Source organism: Leifsonia shinshuensis, assembly GCF_022606355.1.
Taxonomy (GTDB): domain Bacteria; phylum Actinomycetota; class Actinomycetes; order Actinomycetales; family Microbacteriaceae; genus Leifsonia; species Leifsonia shinshuensis_B.
Genome location: NZ_JAHHZQ010000001.1, coordinates 842,279 through 854,497 on the forward strand (window position 1 = coordinate 842,279; position 12,219 = coordinate 854,497).

General features: G+C 68.7%; 11 protein-coding genes. 1 reads left to right on the forward strand and 10 read right to left on the reverse strand.

Features of this window, described 5'->3' with window-relative positions; genetic code table 11:
- Window positions 1-40: 40 nt before the first annotated feature.
- Window positions 41-547 (forward strand): flavin reductase family protein, encoded by a 507-nt coding sequence (locus KNO15_RS04005; RefSeq protein ID WP_241702146.1) that lies wholly within the window; start codon window positions 41-43, stop codon window positions 545-547.
- 81 nt (window positions 548-628) lie between these two features.
- Here the strand turns inward: KNO15_RS04005 and dnaE are convergent, their stop codons facing one another.
- The 10 genes from dnaE to murC all read right to left on the reverse strand — a co-directional run bounded on the left by dnaE (window position 629) and on the right by murC (window position 12,094).
- The gene (gene dnaE / locus KNO15_RS04010) at window positions 629-4,105 is read right to left on the reverse strand and encodes a DNA polymerase III subunit alpha (protein WP_241702678.1); all 3,477 of its coding nucleotides are present in this window, start codon (window positions 4,103-4,105) and stop codon (window positions 629-631) included.
- A 93-nt stretch (window positions 4,106-4,198) separates the two neighbouring features.
- On the reverse strand, window positions 4,199-5,119 hold the full coding sequence (locus KNO15_RS04015) for an RluA family pseudouridine synthase (protein WP_241702147.1): 921 nt from the start codon (window positions 5,117-5,119) through the stop codon (window positions 4,199-4,201).
- The gene (gene lspA, locus KNO15_RS04020; RefSeq protein WP_241702148.1) at window positions 5,119-5,697 is read right to left on the reverse strand and encodes a signal peptidase II; all 579 of its coding nucleotides are present in this window, start codon (window positions 5,695-5,697) and stop codon (window positions 5,119-5,121) included. Before lspA ends, KNO15_RS04015 begins: the two co-directional genes overlap by 1 nt.
- A 31-nt stretch (window positions 5,698-5,728) precedes the next feature.
- The gene (locus tag KNO15_RS04025) at window positions 5,729-6,574 is read right to left on the reverse strand and encodes a DivIVA domain-containing protein (RefSeq protein ID WP_241702149.1); all 846 of its coding nucleotides are present in this window, start codon (window positions 6,572-6,574) and stop codon (window positions 5,729-5,731) included.
- Window positions 6,575-6,737: 163 nt separating this feature from the next.
- Window positions 6,738-7,034, reverse strand: coding sequence for a YggT family protein (locus tag KNO15_RS04030; protein WP_208039565.1), 297 nt, complete (start codon window positions 7,032-7,034; stop codon window positions 6,738-6,740).
- Between the two features lie 74 nt (window positions 7,035-7,108).
- A complete protein-coding gene (locus KNO15_RS04035) occupies window positions 7,109-7,624 on the reverse strand; it encodes a cell division protein SepF (protein WP_241702150.1) in 516 nt (171 codons plus the stop codon).
- 69 nt (window positions 7,625-7,693) lie between these two features.
- Window positions 7,694-8,395, reverse strand: coding sequence for a YggS family pyridoxal phosphate-dependent enzyme (locus KNO15_RS04040; protein WP_241702151.1), 702 nt, complete (start codon window positions 8,393-8,395; stop codon window positions 7,694-7,696).
- Window positions 8,361-9,533 carry a cell division protein FtsZ gene (gene ftsZ / locus KNO15_RS04045; protein ID WP_241702152.1) on the reverse strand — a complete coding sequence of 391 codons (1,173 nt, stop codon included), beginning with the start codon at window positions 9,531-9,533 and terminating at the stop codon, window positions 8,361-8,363. Before ftsZ ends, KNO15_RS04040 begins: the two co-directional genes overlap by 35 nt.
- A gap of 143 nt (window positions 9,534-9,676) precedes the next feature.
- Entirely contained in the window at window positions 9,677-10,675 is a 999-nt protein-coding gene (locus KNO15_RS04050; RefSeq protein WP_241702153.1) for an FtsQ-type POTRA domain-containing protein, read from the reverse strand.
- A gap of 6 nt (window positions 10,676-10,681) precedes the next feature.
- The gene (gene murC, locus KNO15_RS04055) at window positions 10,682-12,094 is read right to left on the reverse strand and encodes a UDP-N-acetylmuramate--L-alanine ligase (protein WP_241702154.1); all 1,413 of its coding nucleotides are present in this window, start codon (window positions 12,092-12,094) and stop codon (window positions 10,682-10,684) included.
- Window positions 12,095-12,219 lie beyond the last annotated feature (125 nt).

Sequence of the window (12,219 nt, forward strand, 5' to 3'; positions counted from 1 at the left end):
TTCGGGAATCCCCCGCGCCGAACGGTACTTCTTAACCTGTATGAACGATGCGACGACCGACCGCACTCCCGACCTCTCCGCGTTCCGTCAGGCTTTCCGCCGGCACGCAGCCGGCGTGGCCATCGTGACCGCCCAGACGGCCGACGGCACCCCGGTCGGCTTCACCGCCACGTCGCTCGCGTCGCTCGCGGCGGTCCCCCCGCTGGCGACCTTCAACATGGCGCTCTCGGCGTCGAGCTGGCCCGCGCTCCTGGAGACCGACCGCGTCGTCATCCACATGCTCGGCGTCCGCAACAAGGGGGTCGCCGAGATCCTCTCGGCCGACAACTCGCAGCGCTTCCTGGGTGACCACTGGCACCGCGGGCCGCACGGCCTGCCCGTCATCAACGACGTCACGTCGTGGATGGTCGGGCGCATCGTCGAGCGCTTCCCCGTGCACAACAGCGCGGTGGTCGTCGTGCAGATCGAGCAGGGCGAGCTCGGCGAGCCCGACGAGCCGCTGCTCTACCACGAGCGCCGCTACCACCGGCCCAGCGAGCTCGACTGAGCGCGCGGCTGAGCACGCGCATTCGTCACGAATATCGACTTTCGTGGCACGAATGTCGGCATTCGTGACGAATGCGCCGAGCTACACCAGGCAGTTCGGGCCGAGGAGGCCCTTGAGCTCGCCGTAGAGGTCGGGCGACAGCTTGACGTGATAGCGCGGGAGGTTCTGGACGCGCATGACTCCGCCGTCGATCAGGCCGAGCTTCACCTCGTTCTGACCCTCGTGGCGGCGGAATATCTCGTCCAAGCGGTGGGCGATCTCCTCGGTGGCGCGGCGGTTCTGCACCGCGATCATCAACGTCCCGCCACCCTCGTCGACCTGGCCGAGGTCGGGCGACATGAGCGAATAGGCGTGCAGGTTCATGCCGTCGTCGCGAAGGCTCACCCGCCCGCGAGCGACGACGATGGAGTCGCTCTGCAGCATCGAGGAGTACTCCTGATACGCCTTTCCCATGAACATGACCGTGATCTCACCGCCGAAGTCCTCGACCTGGATCATCCCGTACTGGTTGCCGGAGGCCTTCGCCACCCGATGCTGCACGCTCGTGACGAGGCCGGCGATGGTCACGGTCTCACCGTCCTGGATGTTCTCCGACGCGAGCAGGTCGGCGATCGAGGTGCTCGCGTGTTTGGCGAGCGGCAGCTCCAACCCTGCCAACGGGTGGTCGGACACGTACAGTCCGAGCATCTCGCGCTCGAAGGCGAGCTTGGTCTTCTTGTTCCACTCCGGCCGCGGCTCGATGTAGTGCTGTGTCTGAGCCGACTCGTCCTCACCCCAGAGACTGTCGAAGTCGAACCCGATGTCGCCGTTCGCCTCATTGCGCTTGATCTTCACCGCGGACTCCACGGCCTCCTCATGCACGTTGAGGAGGGAACTGCGCGTGTTCCCGAGCGAGTCGAACGCGCCGGCCTTGATCAGCGACTCGACCGTCCGCTTGTTCGCAGCGTGGATCGGCACCTTGCCGAGGAAGTCGTGGAACGACTCGAAGCGGCCTTTGGCCTCACGGGCCTCCCTGACGCCCTCGACGACGTTCGCACCGACGTTGCGCACCGCGCCCATACCGAAACGGATGTCCTCGCCGACGGCGGCGAAGTATAGGTTCGACTCGTTGACGTCCGGCGGAAGCACCTTGATGCCCATGCGCCGGCACTCGTTGAGGTAGAGCGCCATCTTGTCTTTGGAGTCGCCGACGCTGGTGAGCAGCGCGGCCATGTACTCCGCGGGATAGTGCGCTTTGAGGTAGGCCGTCCAGTACGAGATCACGCCGTAGGCGGCGGAGTGGGCTTTGTTGAACGCGTAATCGGAGAACGGCAGGAGGATCTCCCACAGCTTGCCGACGGCCTCCATCGAGTAGCCGCGGTCGACCATGCCCTGCGAGAAGCCCTCGAACTGCTTGTCCAGCTCGGACTTCTTCTTCTTGCCCATCGCGCGGCGCAGGATGTCGGCCTGGCCGAGCGAGAAGCCCGCCACCTTCTGCGCGATCGCCATGACCTGCTCCTGATAGATGATCAGGCCGTAGCTGGTCGAGAGGATGTCTTCCAGAGGCTCGGCGAGCTCCGGGTGGATCGGCGTGATGTCTTGCAGGTTGTTCTTGCGCAGCGCGTAGTTGGTGTGCGAGTTCGCGCCCATGGGGCCCGGCCGGTACAGCGCGATGAGAGCCGAGATGTCCTCGAAGTTGTCGGGCTTCATCAGACGCAGCAGCGAGCGCATCGGGCCGCCGTCGAGCTGGAACACGCCGAGCGTGTCGCCGCGCGACAGGAGCTCGTAGGCCGGACGGTCGTCGAGCTCGAGATCTTCCAGGACGAGGTTCACCCCGCGGTTGTCGCGGATGTTGTCGAGCGCGTCGTTGATGATCGTGAGGTTGCGCAGGCCCAGGAAGTCCATCTTGATCAGGCCGAGGGACTCGCACGCCGGATAGTCGAACTGGGTGACGATCTGGCCGTCCTGCTCGCGCTTCATGATCGGGATGACGTCGATGAGCGGATCGGACGACATGATGACGCCGGCCGCGTGCACACCCCACTGGCGCTTGAGGTTCTCGAGCCCGAGCGCCGTGTCGAAGACGGTCTTGGCCTCGGGATCCGTCTCGACGACGGAGCGGATGTCGACGGCCTCCTTGTAGCGCGGGTGGTCCTTGTCGAAGATCCCGGTCAGCGGGATGTCTTTGCCCATGACGGGCGGCGGCATCGCCTTGGTGAGCTTCTCGCCCATCGAGAACGGGAAGCCGAGGACGCGCCCGGAGTCTTTCAACGCCTGCTTGGCCTTGATGGTGCCGTAGGTGACGATCTGGGCGACACGCTCCGAGCCGTACTTCTCGGTCACGTACTTGATGACCTCGCCGCGGCGGCGGTCGTCGAAGTCGACGTCGAAGTCGGGCATGGAGACGCGGTCGGGGTTGAGGAAGCGCTCGAAGATCAGGCCGTGCTGCAGGGGGTCGAGGTCCGTGATGCGCATGGCGTACGCGGCCATCGACCCGGCGCCCGAGCCACGGCCGGGGCCGACGCGGATGCCGTTGCGCTTCGACCAGTTGATGAAGTCGGCGACGACCAGGAAGTAGCCGGGGAAGCCCATCTGCGAGATCACGCCGATCTCGTAGTCGGCCTGCTTGCGCACCTCGGGGGTGATGCCGTTCGGGTAGCGCTGCTCGAGCCCCTTCTCGACCTCCTTGACGAACCAGCTCTGCTCGTTCTCGCCCTCCGGAACCGGGAAGCGCGGCATGTAGTTGGCTGCGGTGTCGAACCTCACGTCGACGCGCTCGGCGATCGCGAGCGTGTTGTCGCACGCGTCCGGGTGGTCGCGGAAGAGCTGGCGCATCTCCTCGGGCGTCTTGAGATAGAACTCGTCGGCGTCGAACTTGAACCGGTTGGGGTCGTCGAGGGTGGAGCCGGACTGCACGCAGAGCAGGGCGGCGTGGCTCTTGGCATCGGCCGCGTGCGTGTAGTGGAGGTCGTTGGTGGCGACGAGCGGCAGGCCGAGCTCTTTCGCCAGCCGGATCAGATCGCTCATGATCCGGCGCTCGATGCCGAGCCCGTGGTCCATGATCTCGGCGAAGAAGTTCTCTTTGCCGAAGATGTCCCTGAACTCCGCCGCTGCCTTCTTGGCCTCGTCGTACTGCCCCAGCCGCAGGCGCGTCTGCACCTCTCCCGACGGGCACCCGGTGGTCGCGATGATGCCCTTCGAATAGCGGCTGAGCAGTTCGCGGTCCATGCGCGGCTTGAAGTAGTACCCCTCCATCGACGCGTAGGACGACAACCGGAAGAGGTTGTGCATCCCCTCGGTCGTCGCGGCGAGCATCGTCATATGCGTGTACGCGCCCGAGCCCGACACATCGTCGCCGCCGCCGTCGCCCCAGCGCACGCGCGTCTTGTCTGTGCGGTGCGTGCGCGGCGTGAGGTAGGCCTCGGTGCCGATGATCGGCTTGATGCCCGCATCGGTCGCGGTGCGCCAGAAGTCGAACGCGCCGAACATGTTGCCGTGGTCGGTGATCGCCACGGCCGGCATCCCCTGCTCGACGGCGGCCTCGATGAGCGGTTTGACGCGTGCGGCCCCGTCGAGCATCGAGTACTCGCTGTGGACGTGGAGATGGACGAAGGAATCAGTCGAAGGCACTGGTGCTCCGGGTCGAGGTGAGGGCTTAAGACTACGTCGGACCTAGGACGTTCTCAGCACGTCGAGTGCGTGTTGCAGATCCTCCGGATAGGTGGTGGTGAAGGTCACCCACTCCCCCGTCGCCGGGTGCGCGAACGCGAGCTGCACGGCGTGCAGCCACTGCCGCGTCAGGCCCAGCCGGGCGGACAGGGCGGGATCGGCACCGTACATGGCGTCGCCGACGCACGGGTGCCGCTGGGCCGCCATGTGCACGCGGATCTGATGCGTGCGACCGGTCTCCAGGTGGATCTCGAGGAGGCTCGCCGAGGGGAACGCCTCGATCGTCTCGTAGTGCGTCACGGAGGGCTTGCCGCCGGCGACGACGGCGAACTTCCAGTCCGACCGCGGGTGACGCCCGATCGGCGCGTCGATGGTGCCGGTCAGCGGATCGGGGTGGCCCTGGACGACGGCGTGGTAGATCTTCTCGACCGTACGGTCGTGGAAGGCACGCTTGAGCACGGTGTACGCGTGCTCCGACTTGGCCACGACCATGAGTCCGCTGGTGCCCGCGTCGAGCCGGTGCACGATGCCGGCCCGCTCGGCGGCGCCCGAGGTCGAGATGCGGAACCCCGCGGCCGCGAGCGCGCCCAGCACGGTGGGGCCCTCCCAGCCGACGGAGGGATGCGCGGCCACCCCCACCGGTTTGTCGATCACGACGATGTCGTCGTCGTCGTGCACGATCGTCAGCTCGGGAACCGCGATCGGCACGATGCGTGCCTCCTGACGCGGCTGCCAGCTCACCTCGAGCCAGGAGCCGGCCGTCAGGCGATCGGACTTGTCGGCCGAGCGGCCGTCGACCGTGACGCCGCCGGCCTCCGCGATCTCGGCGGCGAAGCTGCGCGAGAAGCCGAGGAGTTTGGCGAGGCCCGCGTCGACACGGGAACCGTCGAGGCCGTCCGGGATGGGGAAGCTGCGCGACTCCATCAGGACTGCGGCTTGCCGGGTTCGTCGACGTGCGCGGCGTCGTCCATCCCGGCGCCGTCCTCGCGCACCTCGCCGGCCTCAGGCACCTCGCCGTCGTCGTCATCGTCAGCGGGACGCCGGCCGTCCAGGCCGATGCCGCGCAGCGTGAGGATGAGGAACAGCACCATGCTCGAGACGATGGCGACGTCGGCGAGGTTGAAGATCGCGGGGAGCAGCGGGATCTGCAGGAAGTCGACGACGTGGCCGACTCCGAATCCCGGCTCGCGGAACAGCCGGTCCGTCAGGTTGCCGAGCAGGCCCCCGAGGAGGAGGCCGAACAGGACCGCCCACGCGGTCGAGCGGATGCGCGGCGCGTACCAGATGACGAAGCCGAGCACGCCGACGCCGACGATGGAGAAGATCCAGGTCGACCCGCTGCCGATCGAGAACGCGGCGCCGGGATTCTTGACGAAGTGGAACTGGAGGAGCTGACCGAGGACCTGGACCTGCTGGCCCTCGTAGAGGTTCGAAACGACCAAGACCTTGGCGATCTGGTCGATGAGGTACACGCAGAGCGCGACCACGGCCAAGATCGCCAAGGCCCTGATGCTGACCTTGGTCCTCGAAGGACTAGCCTCCAAAGCCGGGGAAGACCGGGGGCTGAGCACCCTGGTCCTGGCTGTTCGCGTCGCCCGAGCCGGCGGGGACCCGGGTCGGGACGCTGCCGGTGCCCTGGCCCGTGCGGCCCTGGCCGAAACCGGACGGCGCGGCGACGGACTGGCTGTCGAGGTCGCGCAGCTGGCCCTCGATGTAGCCCTTCAGGCCCTGGCGGTAGTCGCGCTCGAACGTGCGGAGCTCGTCGATGCGACGCTCCAGCCCGGTGCGCTCCTGGTCGAGGGCGCTGATCTGCGCGCGCTGCTTCGACTCCGCCTCTGCGACGATGCGGGCGGCGGTGGCGTGCCCCTCCGCGATGAGCGCGTCGCGCTTCTCGACGCCCTCGCGCACGTGCTCCTCGTGAAGGCGGCGCGCGAGCTGCAGGAGGTTGTTGGTCGCGTTCGGGTCGTTCGCGTCGGTCGCGCCGGCGGCGAACCCGGCAGCGGCACCAGCGGCACCCGCGGCGGCGGCCGGCGCGGCGGACGCCTGCTGACGCGCGGCCTCGGTCTCGCGCTGCGCTGCGGCCAGGCGCTGCTTGAGGTCTTCGTTCTCCTGCTGGAGCCGCTGCACCTCGCCGTTGTCGGCGGCAGGGGCGGCCGCGACCGGCGCGGCCGGGGCGGCGCCGCCGCTGCGCTGGAGCTCGGCGATGCGCGAGTCGGCCGCGACGAGGCGCTGCTTGAGCTCGTCGCTCTCCTGGGTCAAGCGACGCAGCTCGACGACCACCTCGTCGAGGAAGTCGTCGACCTCGTCCTGGTCGTAGCCCTCACGGAACTTCGTCGGTTGGAACCGCTTGTTGACTACATCTTCCGGAGTCAGCGCCATGGCAAGCCACCTTAGATCATGAAAAAGACGAACATTGAGTGCGTTCAGCCAACGCTAGCAAAGTGCACTGCGAGAGCGCACTCCGCCGCACCCGTGGTGCGTCGGCCTCGACCACACTACAACGCGAGCGCGCCGACACCCGACACCGACGCTCGGCTGATGGTCAGGTGAAACTCAGGGTCACGTAGAGCCCGATGATGACGACGAGCATGGTGAGGCTCCAGCCGAAGTCGATGGCGACGGGACCCATCGAGAGCGGCGGGATGATCCGCCGGAAGAAGCGGATCGGCGGGTCGGTGACCACGTAGGTGGACTCGGCGAGCACCAGCCCGACCCCGCGCGGGCGCCATTGCCGCGCGAAGGTGCGCACCAGGTCGAGGACGAAACGCGCCCAGAGCACGAAGAAGTAGATCAGGAGGACGTAGTAGAGGACGTTCGCGATGATCGAGACGACAAGCACGCTTCCAGTATGAACGACCGAGAATGCACGAAAGCGCACCGTCGGCCTGACGGTGCGCTTTCGGGCGGAGGCGGTCAGGCCTGCGCGAAGAAGGAGGCGTCGACGTCTGCGTCCTGGCCGCCGTGCTCGCCGGAGACCACGACGTGCGACGGGGAGAGCAGAAACACCTTGGGAGTCACCCGCTCGATCTTGCCGTAGAGCCCCTGCGAGAGGCCGCTCGCGAAGTCGATGAGGCGGCGCGCGTCGCTCTCGCTCATCTGCGAGAGGTTGATGATCACCGGGATGCCTTCGCGGAAGGATTCGGCGATCGCCTGCGCATCGCGGTACTGGCGGGGGTGGACTGTGAGGATCTCGTTCATTTCCTGTACCGAAACATTCCGTGCGGTGGACGATTTGCGCAGCGGCGTTACCGGAGCGCGGCCGGCCACGGGGGCGACCGGAGCGGGGTGCGGGACGGGCTGGACCGGCGCGGGCGCCGGCGACTCGCGGCGCGGCTGGTGCTGCGCCTGCTCCTGAGGCTGCTCGTCGAACTCGAGCTCCTCGTCGGCGAGGCCCAGATAGACCATCGTCTTCTTCAGCGGGTTGGCCATGCGCTTCCTCCGTGTAGACCGGTGCGCCGACGCCTCGCACGCACTGAATGAACCTTCTCCCTTTCGAGATTAACGAAGGGTCGGCCGATTCCCGGTAATGGCCGTGCCGATGCGAAGGTGTGTCGCGCCCGCGGCGATCGCCTCGCGGTAGTCCTGCGACATCCCCGCCGAGATCGCGGTCGCCTCGGGGGCGAGTGCGCGGACACGATCGCTCGCCCGCCTCACCCGCTCGAACGCACGGGCCGGCTCCTCGTCCAGCGGCGCGACGGCCATGACGCCGAGGAGCCGCAGCCCCTGCGTCTCGAGCACGCGCTCGACGAGCGCGTCGAGGTCGCGGTCCGAGACGCCACCGCGCGCGGGGTCGTCCGTGAGGTTCAGCTGCACGAACCCGTCCACAACGCCCTCGTCCGAGGCCAGGGCGTCGACGAGGGAGGAGCGGTCGAGCGAGTGGATCACCCGGGCGTAACGCCGGACCTGACGCGCCTTCTTGCTCTGCAGCTGGCCGACGAAGTGCCAGCGCAGTCCGAGGTCGGCGAGTTCCGCCGCCTTCTCCTGCGCCTCCTGGTGGCGGTTCTCCCCCACGTCTTCCACGCCGAGAGCTGCGAGCTCGCGCACGAGGGAGGCCGGGTGGAACTTCGTCACGACGATGGTCGTCAGCTCCTCCGGCCGGCGGCCGGCGGCCCTGGCGGCATCGGCGATACCGCCGCGGACCGCTTCCAGCCGCTCGGCGAGCGGGCTACTTGAGGAAGTCGGGGATGTCGAGGTCGTCATTCTCGTCGTCGAACGCCGGGTCCTTCTGGGCCGTCTCGGTGACCGGGGTCTCGCCGGTCGCGTGCCACTCGGTGGCGGGTGCCTCGGCCGCGCCGGCCTCCACGGTCGCCGAGGCGGCCGCCGCCTCCTCCGATCCGGACTCGACGAAGGTCGAGCGCCGCGTGTCGGCCGCGGCCTGCACCGACTTCGGCTCGCCGCCGTCGAAGCCCGCCGCGATCACCGTGACGCGCACCTCGTCGCCGAGGGTGTCGTCGATGACCGCACCGAAGATGATGTTGGCCTCGGGGTGCACGGCCTCCTGCACCAGGCGGGCCGCGTCGTTGATCTCGAAGATTCCGAGGTTCGATCCGCCCTGGATGGAGAGCAGTACGCCGTGGGCGCCGTCGATGGAGGCCTCCAGCAGCGGCGAGGCGACCGCCAGCTCCGCAGCCTTGATGGCGCGGTCGGCGCCGCGCGACGAGCCGATGCCCATGAGCGCCGATCCTGCGCCCTGCATCACGGACTTGACGTCGGCGAAGTCGAGGTTGATGAGACCCGGAGTGGTGATCAGGTCGGTGATGCCCTGGACACCGGCGAGGAGCACCTGGTCGGCGGTGGAGAACGCCTCCAGCATGCTGATGCCGCGGTCGCTGATCTCCAGCAGCCGGTCGTTCGGGACGACGATGAGGGTGTCGACCTCTTCCTTGAGGCGCTGCACGCCGGACTCGGCCTGCTGCTGGCGGCGCTTGCCCTCGAAGGAGAACGGCTTGGTGACGACACCGATCGTGAGGGCGCCGATCGACTTGGCGATTCGCGCCACCACGGGCGCACCGCCCGTGCCGGTGCCGCCGCCCTCGCCCGCGGTCACGAAGACCATGTCGGCGCCCGCGAGCGCCTCCTCGATCTCCTCCGCGTGGTCCTCCGCCGCCCGGCGACCGACCTCGGGGTCGGCGCCCGCGCCGAGTCCGCGGGTGATCTCGCGGCCCACGTCGAGCTTGACATCGGCGTCGCTCATGAGCAGCGCCTGGGCGTCCGTGTTGATGGCGATGAACTCGACGCCGCGCAGGCCGAGCTCGATCATGCGGTTGACGGCGTTCACGCCGCCGCCGCCGATGCCGACGACCTTGATCACGGCGAGGTAGTTCTGGTTTGCTGTCACTTCCGGCCTCCACGGGAACCTTCAACCTCAACTCGAGGCTTAAAGTTATGCTGAGTATGCAATTCTCGATTCGACGGTAGAGGCGCAGAGCCTCCAGCCGCCGCAGCTTCCAGGCGTGTCGGCAAAGTGGGCCTCGAACCCGGTCATCCCGTCGTCACACTGTGCGGCGACGAGACGTCGAAACGGTGCGCCTCCGGCGCGCCCTTCAGGAGCGCGGCGAGGTCGGCCGACTTGAGCGCGGAGTCCTCCGCGCTCCCCCAGACGACCGTCGCGCCGCTGTCGCGCAGGGTGAACGTCACATCGTCCTTGGTCTTGGCCGATATCGTGTCGACCCGCCCGAGCACAGCGGAGGGCAACGACGCGAGCACGGCGGAGGCCGCCGCGAACCCGGAATCCGCGTTCGCGTCCGCCGCCGCCCCCGTGGCTGCGATCAGCGGGAAACCGGCCGGCCGCGCGGCGCTCGAGGCGATCGGGACCTTGGCCTCGTCGACGAGCACGAACGCCGAGCCCTGCTGCACCACCCCGATCGGCCGGCGCTCGACGATCCGCACGATGAGGGTGTCGGGCGGATGGCTCTCGAGGGTGTAGCTGCGGATGAGCGGGAATCCGGCGAGGTCGCTCGAGATCTCGGCCTGGTCGAGCAGCGCGAGCGGCGTGCCGACCTGATCGCCGAGCTTCTTCGCGATCGCCGACGGGTCGAGCCGGGATGCTCCGACGACCTCCACGTGACGCAGCGCGAGCAGCGGCGAGAGGCCCACCAGCACGACGCCGAGCACCAGGGCGACGACCACTCCCGCCGCCCCCAGCCAGAGCATCCTCCGGTGCCGGGAGCGCTTGGTGAAGCGCCGCACCTCGCCGCGCTCGACGCGCTTGCGCTCGGCGCGCGCCGCCCGCAGGGCGCGGGAGATCTCACGGTTGCTGGGCACCCGGCCGATCGACGGGTCGGGCGAGCGGCGCGGAGCCGTCGGCGTCTCGGCGCGCTCCGGAGTCGTCGTGCGGACGATCGGGATGGGCTCGGTGACGGTGCCGACCGTCGCCGCGCGTTCCTGCGCCGGGCGGGCCTCGGGAGGCGCCGCGGCCGCGGCGTCGGGAACGCCCGCCCGAGCAGCAGCGGACCGGTCGAAACCCTGGGGACGCTTCACCGGCACCTACTCCCGGACGCGGCGGAGCGAGTCGAGGAGCTGCGGCACGATGCGGTAGACATCACCGCAGCCGAGCGTGATGACGAAGTCGCCGTCGCGGGCGATGCTGGCCGTGTGGTCGGCGGCCGCCTGCCAGTCGGCGATGAAGGCGACGTGCTCCGGATGCTCGAAACGCTCGGCGACCAGCGCACCCGTCACGCCGGGCTCCGGGTCTTCGCGTGCGCCGTAGACATCGAGAACGACGGTCTCGTCCGCGTACGTCTCCAGCGTCTCGGCGAACTCCCGGGCGAAGAGCCTGGTCCGGCTGTAGAGGTGCGGCTGGTGCACGGCGATGATGCGTCCGTCGCCCACGACCGTCCGCGCGGCCGACAGGGCGGCGGCCACCTCGGTCGGGTGGTGCGCGTAGTCGTCGTAGACGCTCACACCTCCCACGGTGCCGTGCAACTCGAAGCGGCGCTCGGTCCCCCCGAACTCCGCGATGGCCGCCAGCGACGCAGCCGGGTCGAAACCGAGCCCGGTGAGCACCGCGAACGCTCCGCCGGCGTTGATGGCGTTGTGACGCCCCGGCACGCGCAGCTGGGCCGTGTAGTCCTGCCCCTGGAAGCTCAGGGAGAAGGAGACCGGGCCGTCGGTGACGATCGAGTGGACGCGCACATCGGCGTCCTCGGCCTCGCCGAAGGTGACGACGCGCTTCTCCGGCGCGACCTCGCGCAGCCGGCGGTGGACGTGCGTCGCCCGGGTGTCGTCGGACGACACGACGACGAGCTCGTTCGCCTCTTTGGCGAAGGTCACGAAGGCGTCCTCGAACGCCTCAAGCGAGCCGTAGTGGTCGAGGTGGTCGGGGTCGACGTTGGTGATCAGGGCGACCGCGGTGTCGTAGAGCAGGAACGAGCCGTCGGACTCGTCGGCCTCGACCACGAACAACTCGCCGCTTCCGGCCTGCGAGCTCTTGCCGAGCGAGGCGATGACGCCGCCGTTCACGAAGCTGGGGTCTTCGCCGAGGCCGAGCAGACCGGTGACGATCATGCCGGTCGAGGTGGTCTTGCCGTGCGCGCCGGCGACGGCGACGAGCCGCTTGCGGCTGATCAGCCACGCGAGCGCCTGCGACCGGTGCAGCACCGGGATGCCCTTCTCGAGCGCCAGCTGGTACTCCGGGTTGTCCTGCCAGAGCGCGCCGGTGACCACGAGCGTGTCGGCGTCGCCGACGTTCGCCGCGTCGTGGCCGATCGCGATGGTGGCGCCGAGTGCGCGCAACGCGTCGATGTTCGCCGAGTGCCGCACGTCCGACCCGGTCACCGTGTGACCGGACTCCAGGAACAGACGCGCGATGCCACTCATGCCCGAACCGCCGATGCCGACGAAGTGCAGTGCGCCCAGGTCGTCGGGGATGGTGGCATCGAGGTCGGGTTTGATCGTCACAGGTGCTGCTTTCGGTCCGCTGGTCGGGGTGAACAGAGTACAGGCTACGCGGCGAACCTCGGGATTCGGCCCAGGGCACTCCGGATCAGGTCAGCGCGCTCGGGTTCGGCCCAGGGAGCTCCGGT

Excerpts from the sequence above, each read along its gene's own strand:
- KNO15_RS04040 (WP_241702151.1), bottom strand. The coding sequence starts at position 8,395 with ATGACGACCTCGACATCCCCGACTTCCTCAAGTAGCCCGCTCGCCGAG.
- KNO15_RS04005 (WP_241702146.1), top strand. The coding sequence starts at position 41 with ATGAACGATGCGACGACCGACCGCACTCCCGACCTCTCCGCGTTCCGT.
- KNO15_RS04025 (WP_241702149.1), bottom strand. The coding sequence starts at position 6,574 with ATGGCGCTGACTCCGGAAGATGTAGTCAACAAGCGGTTCCAACCGACG.
- dnaE (WP_241702678.1), bottom strand. The coding sequence starts at position 4,105 with ATGCTCGACGGGGCCGCACGCGTCAAACCGCTCATCGAGGCCGCCGTC.
- KNO15_RS04035 (WP_241702150.1), bottom strand. The coding sequence starts at position 7,624 with ATGGCCAACCCGCTGAAGAAGACGATGGTCTATCTGGGCCTCGCCGAC.
- KNO15_RS04015 (WP_241702147.1), bottom strand. The coding sequence starts at position 5,119 with ATGGAGTCGCGCAGCTTCCCCATCCCGGACGGCCTCGACGGTTCCCGT.